This is a genomic window from Delftia sp. WSY_22, assembly GCF_043104185.1.
Classification (GTDB): Bacteria; Pseudomonadota; Gammaproteobacteria; order Burkholderiales; family Burkholderiaceae_C; genus Comamonas; species Comamonas tsuruhatensis.
The window spans coordinates 260,793-279,086 of record NZ_JBICKN010000018.1 but is presented as its reverse complement, the minus strand read 5'-3'; the positions used below and the strand labels follow the sequence as shown (position 1 = coordinate 279,086).

The 18,294-nt window shown below is 63.5% G+C and carries 15 protein-coding genes and 2 pseudogenes; 7 read left to right on the top strand and 10 right to left on the bottom strand.

The window, feature by feature from the left end; translation table 11 throughout:
• Positions 1-2 precede the first annotated feature (2 nt).
• Entirely contained in the window at positions 3-797 is a 795-nt protein-coding gene (locus tag ACF8NF_RS11125; protein WP_392450599.1) for an arylamine N-acetyltransferase, read from the bottom strand.
• Between the two features lie 96 nt (positions 798-893).
• Between ACF8NF_RS11125 and ACF8NF_RS11120 the strand changes: the two genes are divergently transcribed.
• A complete protein-coding gene (locus tag ACF8NF_RS11120) occupies positions 894-2,333 on the top strand; it encodes a PLP-dependent aminotransferase family protein (RefSeq protein WP_392450598.1) in 1,440 nt (479 codons plus the stop codon).
• Between the two features lie 26 nt (positions 2,334-2,359).
• Here the strand turns inward: ACF8NF_RS11120 and ACF8NF_RS11115 are convergent.
• Positions 2,360-2,770 (bottom strand): annotated as a pseudogene (locus ACF8NF_RS11115) (hypothetical protein); the annotation flags it as partial.
• Positions 2,771-2,957: 187 nt separating this feature from the next.
• Between ACF8NF_RS11115 and ACF8NF_RS11110 the strand changes: the two are divergent.
• Positions 2,958-3,398, top strand: coding sequence for a hypothetical protein (locus ACF8NF_RS11110; protein ID WP_139093439.1), 441 nt, complete (start codon positions 2,958-2,960; stop codon positions 3,396-3,398).
• Positions 3,399-3,549: 151 nt separating this feature from the next.
• Here ACF8NF_RS11110 and ACF8NF_RS11105 read toward each other — a convergent pair.
• The 6 genes and pseudogenes from ACF8NF_RS11105 to ACF8NF_RS11080 all read right to left on the bottom strand — a co-directional run.
• Positions 3,550-3,960, bottom strand: a pseudogene (locus tag ACF8NF_RS11105) (transposase); the annotation flags it as partial.
• 669 nt (positions 3,961-4,629) lie between these two features.
• On the bottom strand, positions 4,630-5,037 hold the full coding sequence (locus ACF8NF_RS11100) for a hypothetical protein (protein ID WP_392450597.1): 408 nt from the start codon (positions 5,035-5,037) through the stop codon (positions 4,630-4,632).
• Positions 5,034-5,972, bottom strand: a complete 939-nt coding sequence (locus tag ACF8NF_RS11095) for an RHS repeat domain-containing protein (protein ID WP_143044514.1) — start codon at positions 5,970-5,972, stop codon at positions 5,034-5,036. Before ACF8NF_RS11095 ends, ACF8NF_RS11100 begins: the two co-directional genes overlap by 4 nt.
• Entirely contained in the window at positions 5,969-9,352 is a 3,384-nt protein-coding gene (locus tag ACF8NF_RS11090) for a DUF6531 domain-containing protein (RefSeq protein ID WP_392450596.1), read from the bottom strand. Before ACF8NF_RS11090 ends, ACF8NF_RS11095 begins: the two co-directional genes overlap by 4 nt.
• A gap of 375 nt (positions 9,353-9,727) precedes the next feature.
• On the bottom strand, positions 9,728-10,309 hold the full coding sequence (locus ACF8NF_RS11085; protein ID WP_013801997.1) for a peroxidase-related enzyme: 582 nt from the start codon (positions 10,307-10,309) through the stop codon (positions 9,728-9,730).
• 120 nt (positions 10,310-10,429) lie between these two features.
• Entirely contained in the window at positions 10,430-11,356 is a 927-nt protein-coding gene (locus ACF8NF_RS11080) for a LysR family transcriptional regulator (protein WP_279495150.1), read from the bottom strand.
• Positions 11,357-11,489: 133 nt separating this feature from the next.
• On the opposite strand from ACF8NF_RS11080, the gene ACF8NF_RS11075 reads away from it, so the two are divergent.
• Positions 11,490-12,392 (top strand): alpha/beta fold hydrolase, encoded by a 903-nt coding sequence (locus tag ACF8NF_RS11075; RefSeq protein WP_392450595.1) that lies wholly within the window; start codon positions 11,490-11,492, stop codon positions 12,390-12,392.
• Positions 12,393-12,423: 31 nt separating this feature from the next.
• Here the strand turns inward: ACF8NF_RS11075 and ACF8NF_RS11070 are convergent, their stop codons facing one another.
• Positions 12,424-12,765 (bottom strand): hypothetical protein, encoded by a 342-nt coding sequence (locus tag ACF8NF_RS11070; protein WP_143044513.1) that lies wholly within the window; start codon positions 12,763-12,765, stop codon positions 12,424-12,426.
• 15 nt (positions 12,766-12,780) lie between these two features.
• Here ACF8NF_RS11070 and ACF8NF_RS11065 point away from each other — a divergent pair, with 15 nt between their 5' ends.
• Positions 12,781-14,289, top strand: coding sequence for a YdgA family protein (locus ACF8NF_RS11065; protein WP_392450594.1), 1,509 nt, complete (start codon positions 12,781-12,783; stop codon positions 14,287-14,289).
• Between the two features lie 39 nt (positions 14,290-14,328).
• Here the strand turns inward: ACF8NF_RS11065 and ACF8NF_RS11060 are convergent, their stop codons facing one another.
• Entirely contained in the window at positions 14,329-15,117 is a 789-nt protein-coding gene (locus tag ACF8NF_RS11060; RefSeq protein WP_016451548.1) for an IclR family transcriptional regulator, read from the bottom strand.
• 127 nt (positions 15,118-15,244) lie between these two features.
• On the opposite strand from ACF8NF_RS11060, the gene ACF8NF_RS11055 reads away from it, so the two are divergent.
• The 3 genes from ACF8NF_RS11055 (at position 15,245) to ACF8NF_RS11045 (ending at position 18,254) form a co-directional block, all read left to right on the top strand.
• Complete coding sequence (locus ACF8NF_RS11055) at positions 15,245-16,246, top strand: tripartite tricarboxylate transporter substrate binding protein (protein ID WP_012206083.1); 1,002 nt, start codon at positions 15,245-15,247, stop codon at positions 16,244-16,246.
• Positions 16,247-16,323: 77 nt separating this feature from the next.
• Positions 16,324-17,259 carry an amidohydrolase gene (locus ACF8NF_RS11050; RefSeq protein ID WP_016446270.1) on the top strand — a complete coding sequence of 312 codons (936 nt, stop codon included), beginning with the start codon at positions 16,324-16,326 and terminating at the stop codon, positions 17,257-17,259.
• On the top strand, positions 17,256-18,254 hold the full coding sequence (locus ACF8NF_RS11045) for a tripartite tricarboxylate transporter substrate binding protein (RefSeq protein ID WP_016446269.1): 999 nt from the start codon (positions 17,256-17,258) through the stop codon (positions 18,252-18,254). The genes ACF8NF_RS11050 and ACF8NF_RS11045 overlap by 4 nt, the downstream gene beginning before the upstream one ends.
• The last annotated feature ends 40 nt before the right edge of the window (positions 18,255-18,294 follow it).

Genomic DNA, 18,294 nt, shown 5'->3' with positions numbered 1-18,294 from the left:
GGTCAGCACAGGGCAGCCGCCTGGCGCTCGGGCGCCAGCCCGAACAGGCTGCCCAGCGCGTGCTGGATTTCATCAGGGGCCAGCTGCCTGGTCTCGGTGCCGCTGGCCGTGATGGTCTTGAGCGCGTCGCCCACCAGGATCATGCGGCCGGCCGGCTGGTGCAGCACCACCACCCGCTTTTGCACGAAGATGGCATCCGGGTGCGTGGAGTTCAGGTAGTTGGCGGGGGCGAAATCCACCCATTCCTGGGGCGACAGGTTGAAGGCGTACTGGTTGGCCCATTCACCGTCCACGCGGGCCTGCAGCAGGTATTCGCCCTGGTCGTCCAGGCTCAGGCGGAAGGTGTCGCCGTCCTGGCGGACCTCGGTGTCCAGCACGTCCAGGGCCATGGGGGCGCGTATGCCGTAGCTGCCAAAGCCCAGGTCGCACAGCCAGCGCCGTCCCTGGACCTCGGCCACCAGGGCCATGTGGGTGCGGGGCCGGCGTGCCGGATAGAACATGGGCCGCGCCGCCACAAAGCGGTAGGCAATGCCCAGGGCCTGCAGCGCCATGGCGAACAGGCCGTTCACCTCGTAGCAGTAGCCGCCCCGGGCGCCGCCGAGGATCTTGCCCGCAATGTCTTCGGGCACCAGAGAGACGATCTTGCCGGCCTGCACGTCGAGATTCTCGAAAGGCACCGCGAACAACTGGTGGCGCATCAGCGCATGCAAGGTGGCGGTATCGGCCTGGGCGGAGTCACCGGCACTGAAGCCGATGCGGCGGAAATAGGCCTGGAGATCGAAATTGCTGGCTTGCATGGGTTTCCTCGGGTTGCTTGATGGCTGCAACGATAAATCCGGGCAGCCAATGCCTGTATAAGCAGAATCCAAGAAAACTGACCTGTACAGATTGGCATGCCCACCAACAATGAACCCTTGCCCCAGTACCGCCGCATTGCCCAGGCCCTGCGCGAGACGCTGGCCTGTGGCGCACTGCGCCCCGGCGACAGGCTGATCTCCGCCCGCAGCCTGGCCGAGCGCGAACAGGTCAGCCTGCCCACCGCGCTGGAGGCGCTGCGCTGCCTGGAGGCCGAGGGCCTGATCGTGGCGCGCCCGCGCTCGGGCTACTTTGTGCGGCAGGCAACCGGCGGCGCGGCGTTGCAGGCGTCCCGCCCGTCGTCGCGTCCCGTGCCCGTGACCCTGTCGGCCCTGGCGCGCTCGCTGTTCAGCAGTCCCGACACGCGCCTGATCCCGCTGGGTGCGGCATTGCCCGATCCGGCCTGGCTGCCCACGGCCCGGCTGCAGCGCGCGCTGCAGACCGCCGGGCGCCGCCTGGACGCGCACGGGCAGACCTACAGCATGCCGCCGGGCCGTGCCGACCTGCGCGGCCAGATCGCAGCCCGGGCCGCGCAATGGGGTGCGCGCTTCGGCCCCGATGACCTGGTCCTGACGGCAGGCGCCACCCAGGCCGTGCGGCTGGCGCTGCGCGCCGTGTGCAAGCCTGGCGATGTCGTGGCCGTGGAGCGGCCCGCCTATTTCGGCAGCCTGCTGCTGCTGGAGGACCTGGGCCTGAAGGCGTTGGAGATTGCCACCGATCCCCGCGAAGGCCTGCTGCTGGAGCCGCTGGCCGAGGCCATTGCCCGCCACCGGCCGGCTGCCGTGCTGGCATCGCCCACCGTGCAGAACCCGCTGGGCGCCAGCATGCCGGTGGAGCGCAAGCAGGCCCTGGTGGCGCTGCTGGAGCGGGCGGGCATTCCCTTGATCGAAGACGATGTCTATGGCGACCTTGCCGGCGACGGACAGCGCCCGCCGGCCTGCAAGGCCTTCGACGGCAGCGGCAACGTGCTGTATTGCGGCTCCGTGTCCAAGACCCTGGCGCCGGGCTGGCGCGTGGGCTGGATTGCGGCGGGCCGCTTCCATGCCCAGGTGCTGCAGGTGCGCCTGGCGGGCGACTGGGCCGGTGCGCCGCTGCTGGAGGCCGCCGTGAGCGAGGTGCTGGCCAGCGGCGACTACGACCGGCACCTGCGCCGTCTCAAGTCCCGCGTGCAGGCCGGGGTGCAGGCCGTCACGGCCAGGGTCGAGGCCAGCTTTCCGCCCGGCACCCGCGTCTCGGCCCCGCGCGCGGGCTTTCTGCTGTGGGTGGAGTTGCCGCGCCAGGTCAATGCACTGGAGGTGCACCGCCGCGCGCTGGAGCTGGGCATTGGCGTCAGCCCCGGCCCGCTGTTCTCATCGCGCTCGGACCTGCCCAACCACCTGCGCCTGAACTGCGCCAACGAGCCCACGCCGCGCCTGCTGGGGGCTGTGGGGCAGGTGGGGGAGATATGCCGGGGGCTTCCTGGTGAATCTCGTGGTTAGAGGAGTATGTGTCGGACTTGTTGTGATTAACGCCACCGATCCACAAAGCGCGCACAGATGATCGCTGCCGCCAACTTCAACAGCGCTTCGTGAATTTCCATTCGTCGTTCAAAGTGGATTCGTAACTTGTCAAAGCCTTTAAACCATCAGAGGAATGTCTTAGGCATCCACGGCGATGTGTCGCTTGGAATCGAGCTTGCCGTTGTCCGCCGGGTTGGTGCCCGTGTCCTGGTCCCCGGGGCCTAGGAACGAGGAGCCATCAATGCTGATCCGGCTCCATTCGATCTGGTCATGTGCACGCAGTCGTGTCAGCATTGCCAATTGCAACTGCTCCCAGACCCCAGCAGCGTTCCAGTCGCACAGGCGTCGCTAGCAGGTCATGCCGCTGCCGTATCCAATGGATTGGGGAGTTCTTTCCATGAAATACTTGTTCTCAGGCCTGTAGTACAGCCTATTGTTGAGGGTGGATGTCTTTTTGGATTGCTGATTGCTCTCTGCAATCAGATTGGTCTTAATTTATTTCTAGATAAACCTTTAATTGAGTCATTTTGCTAGGGCTTTTTATCAAATCATCGCCATAGATCTTGGTTAGAATAAATTCCGCTTATTAAATAAAGGAATCAAATGTTAATTAAAAAATGCATTTCTGCTGCTGCGATGATTCTCGTTGCGAGCACTTCGCACGCCTGGAATTTGATTTATGCCCATGACGTAAATGGAAATGCAACAGTGGGCTCGCTACAAGCACTCCGAACAGCAGCAAAAAATGGCGCGTCTGTAAAGATAGTTACTCATGAGCCGGGTGTTCATTTCTGGAATGCTCCATGCGCGCAGGTTTCTGTTCGAGACGACTCCACCCAAGCAGTGGTATGTTTAGGGCATGTGGACTTCTTGGTCAACCTCAACCAAGGACCTCAGTTCGGCGTCCCCTTGCAGCCTCCTCACGGAGCAAATTTCGCAGCCAATACAACTGGTCAATACGCTCAGGTAGATATTCAGACTGGCAATGGAGCCGTGCTGGCGCAAAAGGTATTTCGCGGAGCAATAAGCTGGTATGTTGATTGACGGTATAGAAACATCAAATACGCTGTATACGTGATAATGCTTTGATTAAGCCAATATTCATTGATTGCTTATAATTTTGGTCTCAAAAAATTCCTATTTAAAGCATCGGTAAATTCCGGTGCGGCCAATAGGTGGCTTAAAGTTGTCGGCATCACATATCCACGAAGCGCGCACAGACGATCGACGCCGCCAATTTCAGCAGCGCTTCGTGGATGTCCAACCGTCGTTCAAAGCGGATTCGCAGATTGCCCAAGCCTGCAAACCATCCGTTCGTCCGCTCCACCATCCATCGGTGCTTGCCCGGCCGCTCGCTGGTCTCAACGCCTCGTCTGGCAATACCCCGTTGTCTCAAATGCGCACGGCAACGCTTGTAGTCATAGCCCTTGTCGGCGTGCAGCTTGGCTGGTCTTTTGCGGGGATGCGCTGGCAAGCCTGCAATCGCAGGAATCGCGTGCACGCACCTCTCGAACACCTTGTCGTCGTGCCGGTTCGCGCCGCTGACCAAGATCGCCAGCGGGACGCCTCTGGTATCTACAACGATGTGTCGCTTGGAGCCGAGCTTGCTCTATCGAACGATAGGCCGCAATACTCACCCCAACCCCTCCAGGAGGCACCACAGGTATCGCCGCCGCAACCCTAACCATCGCGACACCCGCCGCATCCACCGCGGCCCCGCTCCAGTTCCCATCCCGGACATTGCTGGCCAGACTCTGCAATCTTGTTGAAATTTTTTATAAAACAGCATTTTACTTATCACCAAGGTGCTGCTTAAAAACACTCCCAGTCTTCTATAAATATTCTGTCAAGCCATCAATTTTTATTAAAAGTTCTGCTGAAAATTAGAAATTCTATAATATGAGACACTGCGGTTCTTAATTTTACTTAACTTCCGTCAGGTTTCAATATCACACCTTCATGCATGACGAAGCAGTCTACAAAACCTGATATTTCTCCAGGCGTGTAAATGACAAGAAAATCCTCATTGGGTGCGATGGTAAAATTCTGATTTTCTGTATTGGTTTCAAATATAGCATGAACTACGGCACGTTGGCCTGATTGTAGTATGTAGTATTATGGTATAGGCTCTAATACTATTTTTGTTGGTGTGATTTTCTCATTTTTGATGGATAATTTGCTAATTATATTTGACATTCTATTTCATCATATTTCGAAAATTCCCCGAATTCAAATCAATGAAAATATTTATCTGTTAATGAATGGTTGTAAATTATTATCCATGAAGCAACTCTGTCGTTATATTTTCTTTTTCATTATCTAGAAACGATGAAAATTCGTGAAGCCAATTGGAAACCACTATGTTATCCATGGAGAATGTGCTTGCTGGTAATTGAGCTGAAGGACCTTTGTTAATGATTCTGCCGTCTTCCATGCATGCATCTGATGTGATATTTAATGTATCGTCTATTAAATGTACATTAATAACTATTGCTAATTCATTGCTGTCAATGCTTCGTGCCAAAGCTAGATATCCGTTCAATGGGAATGATTCGTTTGAGTTACACGATATATTTGAAATAACGTTGTTAACTGATCTGTTTATGTCGGCATTGAATTTTGAAAGAAAATATTGAATTTCCTTCCAAAATGTCTTTATTTCCAAATGAAGTATGTGATTCATTTGCGCATAACTCCTTCCACAGAATCAAGTAATTCTTGAGTTAGCGGATGCATGCTGTTGCTGCCTCGACTGTCAATCCATCCTTGCATTTGATTCATGTCTATCGGCTTAATGGAGACATGGCCCGTCTGAGGATTGTCACAAACTGCACATAGGTTTTTAAATTTTGCCGTGTTGATGACTTGAATTTTTCCGGGTAGAGATTTTTCAATACTATTGGTGGCGGATAGGCCCTGCAAGTCAACAGTCCTCGGGGTCATACTATTTGGCGTTCCAGAGGCAGATCTATATATTAAGGTGCCATCTTTGGCGGAATCTATCGAACGATACGCCGCAATACTTGCCCCAACCCCTCCAGGCACTACAGGTATTGCCGCCGCAACCCCATCAATCGCGATACCTGCCGCATCTACCGCAGCCCCGCTCCAGTTCCCCTCCCGGACATTGCTGACCAGACTCTGGAAGCCGATAGAAATATTGAACGCGTCCCAGACGGTTTCCGCAAGCTTGCCGTCCGGGTCCAGGTATTTGTTCGGGTTGTTGTTGGCGTAGGCGTAGCGGTTGAAGCTGTGGATCTGCTCGGGATTCATCTCCTTGGGGTCCATGCCCGTGAACCGGCCCAGCAGCGGCATGTAGTACCGCGCGCCCATGTAGGTCATGCCCGTATCGGGGTCGTAGGGCCTGCCAGCGAACCACAGCGTGTTGTCCGCGCTGGCCGGCTCCACCTTCTGGCGGTAGCCATAGGGCAGGTAGTTTTCCTTCCAGAGTACGGCGCCGGATTGGTTGGTGGCCAGCCAGGGCGTGCCTGCAGCGTCGTTGTGGAAGTAGGTGACGGTGGCCTGGGCCAGCGCACCGGGCGTGGTCAGCAGGGCTGCCAGAAGCAGCGCGGCAACTGCCAGCAGGCGCCGGCAGGATTGGCGGATGGCGTTCTTCATCGGGCGCTCACTTTCTGTGCAATGCGCTTGCCGTTGAGGTAGATGTATTCGGTGAGCTGGCCGGAGCCGTATTCCGCGAGCAGGTTGCCGTGCACACCATGGAACTCGTAGGTGGTGACGCCTGCCTTGGTGGTGTGGGTGCGTTTCTGGTCGCCGTCGTAGGCATAACGGATGGGGGAATTGCCCCAGCAGTCGGCGCACAGCAGGTTGGGGACGGCGTTGTAGGTGTAGGACTTCTGGCTGCTCTGGATGAAGTTACCCGCCGTGTCGTAGGTGAAGTGGTTGGTCGGGCCGCCATTGACGGTGATGGAGGACAGGCGGTGGCGGCTGTCGTAGCGGTAGTCGATCAGTTCGCTGCCCAGGCTCTGGCGGGTAATGTTGCCGGAGCCGCTGTAGCTGATGCTTCCGCGCCCCCTGGAGGTGCCCATGGATACCAGTCTGTGCACGCCGTCATAGCCGAAGGTACGGTCATAGTCCGCATCGGCCGTATCCCTCACGCTGGTGAGATTGCCCGTGCGGTCATAGGTCAGGATGGATCGGTGGAAATAGCTGCCCTGGCGCGAGGTGGCGAACGAGGCGGGAAGCAGCCTTTCGTTCTGGCCATATTCGGACTGCACTCCGTTGGCATAGGCGATGCGCTGGATCTGGCGGGACGGCCAGTAGCTGACGCTGCTGATGTAGCCGGGCATGGCCGTGGGTCTGCCCAGACTGTCCAGTGTGTAGCTGACGGTGGAGCCAGACAGTGGGTAGGTGATGGATGCCAATTGGTCATTGCCGCTGTAGCTGTAGCCAGCATTCCAATTGAAGCCACCTGCAGCCAACTCCTCCCGCGTGAGGTTGCCGTTGCGGTCGTAGGTGAAGCGACGTGTGGCTTCGGATGTGGCCGTGCTCAGCAGGCGGTGGGCCCTGTCGTAGCTGTACGTGGCGTCCGGGGTGGAGCCGGGGTAGCTGATGGACTGCAGGCGGTTGTGCCCGTCGTATCGGTATTGGATGGTGCCTACGGTCCCTGTGATCCTTGAAATCATGTTGCCTGCGGCATCGCGGCCCAGGCTTGTGGTGCCGGTCTCTGGGTGTGTGATGGATGTCAGTTGGTAGCTGCCGTTGTAGCCGTAGCTTCGTGTGATGCCCGCTTGCGTGACTGAGGTCACCAGTCCCCTGGCATTGCGGCCGATGGACAGGTTGGTGGACGGCTCCGGTGTGGAGATGGCCATCAGCAGCGGCTGGTCGGGGTCGCCGTAGGCGCGGTAGCGGTAGGTGGTTGTCAGACCGCGTTCGTCCACCACGGCGCGTGTGGCGGGGCCGTAGCCTATGCCCTGCGTGCTGCCATCCGCATGGCGTATGGAGATGACGCGGTCCAGGATGTCGTGCCGGTAGGCGGTTCCTGCGCTGGTGCCCGGGTCGGATTCAAAGGTTCTGCGGCCCAGCGCGTCGACGCTGAAACTTCGCACGATGCCGCCATGGTTGACGGACACGGGCTGACCGAAGCCGTTGAAGCTGGTGGTCTGGGTGAGCGCTCCCCGGCTGACGGTGCGCGTGGTGGTGCCATGGCTGATCTGGACGCTGTTGCCTGTGGGATAGCCGACGGAGATGATGCGGTTGAGACCGTCATAGCCATAGGTCCAGGTACTGCCGTCACCCCGGGTCTCGTAAGTGACGTTGCCCGCATCGCTGACCGTCCGCGAGATGGAAATGCCCTCGGGCTGCGATTCCGATTGGGCTATTCCCCGCCTGTAGCCACCGTAGTAGTGTGTCAGCCCTCGCGGGAAGGTGGTGGCGCTCAGGTTGCCTTGGCCGTCATACGCGTGGCGGGTCTGGATGCCATCGCGGGTGATGGAGGTCATGTTGCCATTGCCGTCGAAGCTGCGCGATATGCTGCCGCCCGCATGGCTTTCGCTTTGCACCTGGCGCACTATCCATTTGGACGGGTTGATGTAGTAGCTCAGGCTGGTGGTGCGGTTGCCGCTCGATGGGCCGTATTCGGAGATCGTGCCAGGATTGCCATAGGTGTCGAAGTTGCTGTAGCGGGTCGTATAGCTGGCGTTGTCTCGGGTGATGGTGCGCTCTGCAAGAAGCGGGGCGTTGAATTCACCGATATCGACCTTGGTAGCGAAGGCGCCGGGACGGAAGTTGTTCTCGCTCGATATCTTCTGCTTGCCCCAGGTGTAGGTCTCGGTCTGGCTGCTACCCAGGCTTTTGGAGGCCAGCAGGCCCACCATCCATACGCTGCCCGAGCTAGAGTAATTGGGCCCTATGTGCCGGTAGGTCACGGTGCCTGAGGGGGTGTTGACGGTGGTTACGTCGTGTGCGCCGGGGCGTCCGGGCGCGTAGCTGAAGGACCAGTTGCCTCCCGTGCTTGTGGACTTGGCCGTGACCACGGTAGAGCGGCTGGCGGGATTGGCCTGGGTGTCGAAGTGGACGAAACCGTATTGATAGCCGATGGAGCCCCCCTGAGGGTAGGTCAGGCGCCGCATGATGTGGCTGCCGGGGGTGTTGTTGAGGTTCCCGTTGTAGTCATAGATCCAGCGCAGACCGTCGGGCCGGGTGACGGAGCCGAGCTGGAATTTGTCCCTGACGTTTGAGATGCCCTGATAGGCGTAGTGGTAGGTCTGGCCTGCCGCGCTGATGGCGGTGATCCTCCGGCTCGCCATACCGCTGTCCGCATAGAAAAACTGGACTGAGCGACCATCGCTTGTGACCACGCTGGATATCTGCGGCGAGGCGGCCGCCGCGTACTGGATGGTGGCGTAGTTGCCGTTGCGGTCCGTGATGCGGCTCGTCAACCAGGCATATGTGGGATAGGGGCCGCCACCCAGATTGACCAGTTGGTTCATGTCGTAGCGCGTGCCGTCGGGTGATGTGACGGCCAGCCCACCCGCGCCGCTGGTGATGCAGTCGGCGCGCCAACGCTGCGTGGTGATCAGCAGTGGTGCGGTCGTGCCTGTGAAAGCCAGGAGCTGGCGGCTGCCGTCAGGCAGCTCCAGCACGGGGTTGTCAGCGATGGTCTGGCTGTTCTTGTTGAAGCAAATACTGGTTTCGCGGGACTTGAGCACCCTTCCAAAATGGATGTTCCAGCCCACGCCCGCCAGCGATTCATGGAGCGCCGGATTCGTGGGCTCTACCGATGTGCTGTTGTAAGAACGTACTACTTTCAGGTCGAAGCCGCCATTGCCGGGCAGGTGGATATCCACGTAATGCAGTTGCAGTGCGCCGGTGAATGGATCAATGAATTCACCGAATCCCTGGTTCACATAGCTGCGATTGGGTTGAATTCCCGGATCTTTGTAGAAGTCGGGAATGACTTCCTGGGAATGGACGGGCCACGCCGCCATTGTCATCAGCAGCGCCAAGCTGCCCGCAATTGCCTTGATTGCCGGATTCATGGGTTCTCCCTGAAGAAACTGGACAGGTGCGCACGCGCGGCTCGGGCAGTTGGTTCTGCTCTTGGCTGGCTGCAGGGCCATGCTGTGCATCTTCAGGGAAGCCGGCAAGAGAGCCCCCTTGGGCGGCAGGGTGGCTTCGAACGGTTCTTTTTACGCCGGAGTGCGGGAATCCAGCTAATGCGCTACATCAGGAATCCCGTGTTAATGACTGTCAAGAAAAGAAAATAGCCAAGCGTCCATCTTTAAAAGCGCACCGAATTATGATCTTTGGCCGATATTTTTCCAGAATATCTCTCAGCTTATTTTCAGATTATTCCTAGGATCATTGGAGGCTACGGGATTGGATTTTCCATGAAGCCGTCCCACTCTGACGCCTTATTTCTTCTCGCGCGGCACGCGCCCCATGAGGAAGAACTCGGGATTGGGCTGCATGCCGGCAAAGCTGGCCATGCGGTTGGACAGGCCGAAGAAGGCGGTGATGGCGGCGATGTCCCAGATGTCCTCGTCGTCGAAGCCATGCGGGTACAGCGCCTCGAAGTCGGCCTCGCAGATTTCATGGCTGCGTTCGCAGACCTTCATGGCGAAGTCCAGCATGGCGCGCTGGCGGGCGCTGATGTCGGCCTTGCGGTAGTTGACCGCCACCTGGTCGGCCACGTAGGGCTGCTTTTCGTAGATGCGCAGGATGGCGCCGTGGGCCACCACGCAGTACAGGCACTGGTTGGCCGCGCTGGTGGTGGTGACGATCATCTCGCGCTCGCCCTTGGTCAGGCTGCCTTCTTCCTTGAGCATGAGCGCATCGTGGTAGGCGAAGAAGGCGCGCCACTCGGCAGGGCGGCGCGCAAAGGCCAGGAAGACGTTGGGGATGAAACCGGCCTTTTCCTGCACTTCAAGGATGCGGGTGCGGATGTCCTCGGGCAGGCTGGACAGTTCGGGCTGGGGGTAGCGGGCGGTGGCCATGTGTCTTGTCTCCTGGGTGTGGTGGTTGCCGTTGCGGTCCATGTTCGCATGGCCTGCGCTGCGCGGGGTGAACGCGCATGACAGCCTGCCTGCCGCCGAGGTTGCAGATTGCGCCCGGGCTCAGGCGGGCGCCATCTCCGGCTCAGGCCGTTGTGCAAACCAGTCGCCCAGAAAGCCGGTGAGCGCGCGGATCCGGGCCGACATCTCGCTGCGCGTGGCGTGCACCAGGTAGATGTCGGCCGCAGGCAGCTGCCATTGGGGCAGGACCTCGCGCAGGGCGCCTGCGGCCAGCGGCGCGGCCACGTCCCACAGCGAGCGCTGCAGGATGCCGTGGCCGTCCAGTGCCCAGGTCAGGGCTGCAGCGCCATCGTTGGTGCTCATCACGCCGTTGACCTTGATGTTGTGCTCGCTCAGGCCCTGGCGCGTGCGCCGGCTCAGGCGCCAGCTGCCATAGGTTTCGTCGCTCTCGCGGATCACGATGCAGCGGTGGGCCTGTAGGTCGGCGGGCTGGCGCGGCTCGCCGTGGGCGTTGAGGTAGGAGGGCGCGGCGCACAGCACGCGGCGGTTGGGCAGCAGCAGGCGGGCGGTGAGGGCGGAGTCGGGCAGGGCGCCAAAGCGCACGACGGCGTCAAAGCCCTGCTCGACCAGGTTGACGGGCCTGTCCGTCAGCTGCAGTTGCACCTGCACCTCTGGATACGCGCGCGCAAAGGCCGACAGCGCGGGCGCCAGCCGCTGGCGGCCAAAGCCCAGCGTGCAGGCGATGGACAACGGGCCGCGCGCCGTGGCGCGCGTGCCCGAGATGCTGCGCTCCAGCGCCTCCAGGTCGGCCAGGATGCGCGCGCCGTCCAGCAGGTAGGCCTCGCCCTCGGGCGTCAGGTGGATGCGCCGTGTCGTGCGCTGCAGCAGGCGCACGCCCAGGCGCCGCTCCAGCAGGGACAGGCGGCGGCTGACGGCGGGCGGCGTCACGCCCATCTGCTGGGCCGCAGCGGCCAGGCTGCCTTCGCGGATCAGCAGCGAGAAGAAACGCAGGTCGGAAAAGCCGTCCATGGTGGATGCGGTGGATGGTTGATTCGTAAATTGAACTGATGGATCAATGCAGTATTTTGCTATTTATGCAGCCTGGTTTACTGATTAGCATGGCAGGCTGACAGTCATGAACAACGTAGAAGGAATCTCCGGGATGCACACAGATCCATGGATGCCGGGCCTGCGCCAGCAGCGCATCACGGTCGATGACGGGGTGGAGATCAACGCCTGGGTGGGCGGCCAGGGGCCGGCCCTGCTGCTGGTGCACGGCCACCCGCAGACCAGCGCCATCTGGCACCGCGTCGCGCCCCGGCTGGCGCAGCAGTTCACCGTGGTGCTGGCCGACCTGCGCGGCTATGGCGACTCCTCGCGCCCCGCCGGCGATCCCGAGCATGTGAACTACAGCAAGCGCACCATGGCCCGCGACCTGCTGCGGCTGATGGCGCGGCTGGGCCATGAGCATTTCAGCGTGCTGGCGCATGACCGGGGCGCGCGCGTGGCGCACCGGCTGGCCATGGACTATCCCGCCAGCGTGCAGCGTCTGGTGCTGCTGGACATTGCGCCCACGCTGGCCATGTACGAGCAGACCGGCGAGGCCTTTGCGCGCGCCTACTGGCACTGGTTCTTCCTGATCCAGCCCGCGCCGCTGCCCGAGCGCCTGATCGAGGCCGACCCCGCCGCCTATGTGCGCGAGATCATGGGCCGGCGCAGCGCCGGCCTGGCGCCCTTCGCTCCCCGGGCGCTGGCCGAGTACCAGCGCTGCCTGGCGCTGCCGGGCAGCGCGCACGGCATGTGCGAGGACTACCGCGCCTCGGCCGGCATCGACCTGGACCATGACCGCGAGGACCGCCGGCTGGGGCGCAGGCTGTCCATGCCGCTGCTGGTGCTCTGGGGCGAGGAGGGCGTGGTGCACCGCTGCTTCGATCCGCTGCGCGAGTGGCAGCTCGTGGCCGACGATGTGCGCGGCCGGCCGCTGGCCTGCGGGCACTACATTGCCGAGGAGGCGCCCGACGCACTGCTGGACGCGGCCCTGCCATTTCTGTTGCAGGCCGGGTGAGTGCGGTCATTGCTGGCTTTCGGGACTGCATTCAGGCAAGCCGGCAAAAAAGGGCAAAGAGGGCAAAGGTGCATTCGCACCATATCTGCGGAGACATAGCGTTCTCCATGGATTCAATTGGTATGCCAATCGTGTCCGGAAAAGGTAAGCAATTGAAAAAACCGCATGCCTGCTGCCAGCATGCAATGCCCAGGTCCCAATCCTTGAAAGCCGCTGGAGACAAGGCCTGGCAAGGGCTGGGCAACGCCTTGCGCCCATAGGGGACCACCGCACAAGGTGCAGGCGGGCCAATGCGCAGCCCATTGCCGATGCATGGTGAAACGCCGAACTGATACAGTCGCGCGGCCCGCCCGAGGGGGAGGGTCTTATTCATCACGGGATATTCACAATGAGCAACAAGAAAACCGCAGTGGCTGCTGCCGTGGCATTGGCCGTCGTGGCCTATGGAGGAACCACCTGGTATACGGGCCAAAGGGCCGAGTCCGGCTACAAGGACGCCGTGGCCGAATTGCGCAAGGTGCTGGGCGAGAAGGCCGTCGTGACCGACGAATACCACAAGGGCTTCCTGTCGTCCCAGGCCAAGCTGGTGCTGCAGTGGCCTGCGGCTGGCGATGCCGATGCGCCCGCCGCTGCAGACGCCGGCGCAGAAGCCGCCCCCAAGCCCGTGCGCCTGGTGGTGGACACCACGGTGCGCCACGGCCCGCTGGCCGGTGGCCGCCTGGCGGCAGCGGTGTCGGAGACGCGCTTTGCGCTCGACGGCCTGGACGAAAAGAGCCGCCAGACCCTGGCCAAGGCTGTCGCTCCCACGCTGACCAGCGTGCACCACTTCACGGGCGGCCAGGATGTGCGCCTGCTGCTGCCTGCAGGCGAGATGGGCGACAACGAAGTCACCATGCGCTGGCAGGAAATGGTGCTGGACACGGCCCTGGGCGGTGGCAGCGTCAAGGGCACCTGGCGCTGGCCCGAGGTGGCCCTGCTGGGCCTGCCCAGCCGCGACAAGTCCATGGGCGTGGAAGAGGAAGAGGGCGAGGAGGAGGAATCCGACAACGACGAGGCCATCGCCGCCCAGCCGGCCGCAGCGCCGGTGGAGCGCACCAGCATCGTGCTCACGGGCCTGGAAAGCAGCTTCGAGAACAAGGTCATCGACGGCCTGTGGGGCCTGGGCCCCGGCAAGGCCAGCGTGCGCATCGCCCGCTTCGGCATGAGCAGCACGCCCGCCGAAGGCGGCGAGGCCAAGACGCTGCTGGACCTCAAGAACGTGGACGGCAGCTCGGTCATCGAGTCCGACAAGACCACGCTGGGCATGACCACCCAGGTCAAGGGCACGGGCCGCATCGGCCCCATCGATTTCGAGTCCGTGGGCTACGAGGAAAAGATCCAGCGCCTGGACATCGAGGCGCTGCGCGGCTTCCAGCGCGTCATGGTCGAGGGCTACCGCAAGGAGGGCCTGGCCAAGGCACTGGAATCGCTGGAAGAGCAGGGCATGGGCGTGCTGATGCAGAACGCCCCGCGCCTGGTGGCGGCCCTGCCGGCCTACTCCATGAAGCTGCAGGCCACCTACCAGGGCCAGACCGGCCACCTGGAGTACGGCGCCGAAGTGCAAAGCGCGCCCACGCAGGAGCAGGTCGCCCAGGCCGGCTGGATGCCGGCGCTGCTCAAGACCTCGGCACTGCAGGCCAATGCCAGCCTGCCCAAGGCCTGGCTGGAGCCGCTGATCAAGGCATCGGGCAAGCCCGATGTCTCGGCCGAGGATGTGGAAGGCATGCTGGGCATGGCCCAGGCCACAGGCTATGCCCGCCTGGAAGGCGACAAGCTGGTCAGCGCGCTCAAGATGCAGGCCGGCCAGGTCACGCTCAACGGCAAGCCCATCGCCCTGCCCATGGGGGCGCTGCAGTAAGCGGCCTTCCACCTTCCGGGCGTCGCCCGGAAGGGGTTCTCAGGGATGCCACTGGCTGGCGCGCACCACGGGGGCCTGTGTGCTGGCGCTGCCCGCCAGCGCATAGGACAGCTGGTTGGCCGCCGCCACCACCGTCTGCGCCATGGCTTCCAGCCGGGCCTCGGGCAGGCGCGATGCCGGCCCGGAGATGCACACCGACCCCATCAGCCGCCAGTGCATGCCGAACACCGGCGCCGACACCGTGGCCACGCCCTGTTCGCGCTCGCCGATGGACCAGTGGTAGCCGCGCTGGCGGATCTGCTCGTACACCGGCCCCGGCTCGCCTGAAAACGCCAGGATCACGCGCCCTGGCGAGCCCTGGTCCAGCGGCAGCCCCTCGCCCATGCGCGCATGGTGGCGCAGCGCCTGTGGCCCTTCCACGCGCACGAGGCAGGTGCGCACATTGCCTTCGCGCACATAGAAGGCCGCGCTCTCGCCGCTGGCCTGCGTGAGCGCGCGCAGCGCGGGCTCCAGCACGTTCTGCACATCGAAGCCCGCCTGGTAGCGCGCACCCAGCCAGCCAGCGGCCGGGCCCAGGCGCCAGTCCCCATCGTCCCTTTGCACCATGAAGCCCGACTGCGCCAGCGTGCGCGCCAGCCGCAGCACCGTGGTCTTGTGCAGCGCGCAGCGCCGGCTCAGTTCCGCCAGGGACAGGTGCGACTCCCCGAGGGCGAAGGCGCCAAGCAGCTGCAAGGCACGCGTGACGGCGATGACGCCGCCGTCCTTGGCCGCGCTGGCCTTGTCATCGGGTGGCTGCGCCGGGGAAGGGGTGCTGGGGGGCTTGTTCATGGTGCAAGGCATGCAATTGGTTGCGCTGTATGAAACGGCATTGTATGGGTTGAAACGTTTTCATAAAGTTCGTCCCACGCACCGCAGCCATGCGGGCGTTGGACACAACAAACGGAGACAAACCGCCATGCCGATTCCCTCGCTTTCGCGTTGCCTCAACGCACGCCTTCTTGCCGTCCTGGTCGGCGTTGCCGCCATCGTGCCCATGGGCGCTGCCCAGGCCCAGGACGCCTATCCCCGCAAGCCCATCCGCCTGGTCGTGCCGTTTCCGCCCGGTGGCGGCACGGACATGATCGCGCGCACCGTGGCCCAGCGGCTGGCGGACCACAACAAGTGGACCGTGGTGGTGGACAACCGGCCCGGCGCCGGCGGCAACCTGGGCGTGGACGCCGTGGCCAAGGCCGCGCCGGACGGCCATACCCTGGTCATGGGCCAGACCAGCAACCTGGCCATCAACCCCTCGCTGTACGCCAGGCTGCCCTATGACCCGCTGAAGGATCTGGTGCCCGTGGCGCTGGTGGCTTCCGCGCCCATCGTCATGGCCGCGCCGGCCAACTCGCCCTACAAGACCTTTGCCGACCTGGTCAAGGCCGCCAAGGCCAAGCCCGACGGCCTCACGCTGGGCTACCCGGGCAACGGCACGGTGGCGCACCTGGCCGGCGAACTGGCCGAGAACGCGGCCGGCATCAAGCTGCGCCATGTGCCCTACAAGGGCGCAGCACAGGCCATGACCGACCTGGTGGGCGGGCAGATCGATTTCTACATGTCCGCCGTGCCCACGCTGCTGGGCCAGGTGCGCAACGGCAAGCTGCGCGCGGTGATGGTCACCTCGCTCAAGCGCTCCGCCCAGCTGCCGCAGACGCCCACGCTGGCCGAGTCCGGCTACCAGGACTTCGAGGCCGTCACCTGGTTCGGGGTGCTGGCGCCGGCTGGCACGCCGCAGGCCATCGTGCAGCAGTTGAACAAGGCCATCAACGACGCGCTGCTCGTGCCCGAGGTGGCCGAGAAGCTGCGCTCCGAAGGCGGCGAGGTGCTGGGCGGCTCGTCCGAGAAGTTCGCCGCGCTGCTGCGCGCCGAGGTGCCGCGCTGGGCACGCATCGTCAAGGACTCGGGCGCCAGCCTGGACTGAGCCCGGGGCAGGGGCGCCAGCCCTTTCGCTTCCTTCTCGCTCCCACCTCCCTTCCTTTCCTCCATCGAGATCTCGCCATGGACTGCGACAGCCTTGCCGTGCCCGTCCGTTTCTCGCAGGGCAGCGCCCGGCCCCGTGCCGTGCTGCCCCCGGATGCCTGCGACTGCCATGTGCATGTCTATGACGGCCGCTACCCGGCAGCCCCGGGCGCGCGGCTGCTGCCGCCCGACGCCTCGGCCGGCGACTACCGCGCGCTGCAGCGGCGCCTGGGCACCTCGCGCTGCGTGCTGGTCACGCCGTCCACCTACGGCAGCGACAACCGCTGCATGTTGGACGGGCTGGCCGCCCTCGGCCCGCAGGCGCGGGGCGTGGCCGTGATCGATGGCAGCGAAAGCGATGACCAGCTGCAGCGCCTGCACGGCCTGGGCGTGCGCGGCGTGCGGCTGAACCTGTCGCTGGGCGTGACGGGCACGGCCGAGCTGCTGGTGCCGCTGGCCCGCCGCATCGCGCCGCTGGGCTGGCATCTGCAACTGCTGATGGCGCCGGACCTGCTGGCGTCGCTGGCCGGCGTGCTGCGGCAATTGCCGGTGCCGCTGGTGTTCGACCACTTCGGCCGCATCGCCCCCGAGCAGGCGGGGCGCCATGCGGGCCATGCGCTGCTGCTGGAGCTGCTGGAGGGCGGCAGGGCCTGGGTCAAGTTGTCCGGCGGCTACATCGTCAGCGCGCTGCAGTCGGTCGAAGACCCGGCGCTGGACGCCCTGGCCGCCAGCTATCTGCGCTGCGCGCCCGAGCGTGTGCTCTGGGGCAGCGACTGGCCGCATGTCAGCGCCTCGGCAGGCATGCAGCCCCTGCCCGATGACGCCCGCCAGATCGACCGCCTGGCCGACTGGACCGCCCGTGCCGGCGGCGCCGCCACGCTGCGGCGCGTGCTGGTGGACAACCCGCGGGCGCTGTACGGCTTCGAGACCGCAGCGCCGCCATTGCATTGCACACAAGCAGGAGACAAACCATGAACACCTTCCATCCCACGCGCCGCACCCTGCTGGCCGCAGGGGGCGCCGCCCTGCTGGGGCCGCTGTGCAGCGCCGCCGTCCACGCGCAGCCCGCATGGCCGGCAGGCAAGCTCATCACCTGGGTCGTGCCCTATCCGCCCGGCGGCAGCACCGATGTGCTGGGCCGCCAGGTGGCACTGCACCTGGGCAAGGCCCTGGGCAGCACCGTGATCGTGGACAACCGAGCGGGCGCCACGGGCACCATCGGCGCTGCCTACGTGGCCAAGGCGGCGCCGGACGGCCACACGCTGCTGGGCACCTCCATCGGCCCTCAGGCGATCGCGCCCCACCTCATGGGCAAGCTGCCCTATGACCCGATTGCGGGCTTCGAGCCCGTCATCACCATAGGCACCATCCCCCATTTGCTGGTGGTGGGCGCGGCCCAGCCCTTCCAGTCGGTGGCCGATCTGCTGGCCGCCGCCAAGGCGCAGCCGGGCCAGCTGGCCTTTGCCTCGGGCGGCAGCGGAACCATCTTGCAGATGCAGGGCGAGCTGCTGCAAAGAAAGGGCGGCGTGCGCTTCATCCATGCGCCCTACAAGGGCGACACGCCCGCGCTGCAGGACACGCTGGCGGGGCAGGTGCAGTTCATGTTCGCCCCCGTGGCCGCCGCGCTGCCCCATGTGCAGGGCGGCAAGCTGCGCGCGCTGGCCGTGACCTCGGCGGCGCGCCTGAAGGCCCTGCCTGATGTGCCCACCATGGCCGAGGCCGGCATCGGCGACTTCGTGGTCGAGCAGTGGCAGGCCGTCTTTGCGCCGGCCAGGACGCCGGCCGCCATCGTGCAGCGGCTGAACCAGGAGATCGGCCAGGCGCTCAGGGACCCGGCCGTCGTGGCACTGGCCGAGCGGCTGGGCGTGACCCTGGTCGGCGGCACGCCACGGCAATTGGGCGAGCTGCAGAAATCCGACTCCGCCAAGTGGGCCCAACTCATCCGCGAGGCCGGCATCAAGGCCGACTGACGCGCGCACATCTTTCTGTTTTCCTTCACCTCATCTCACT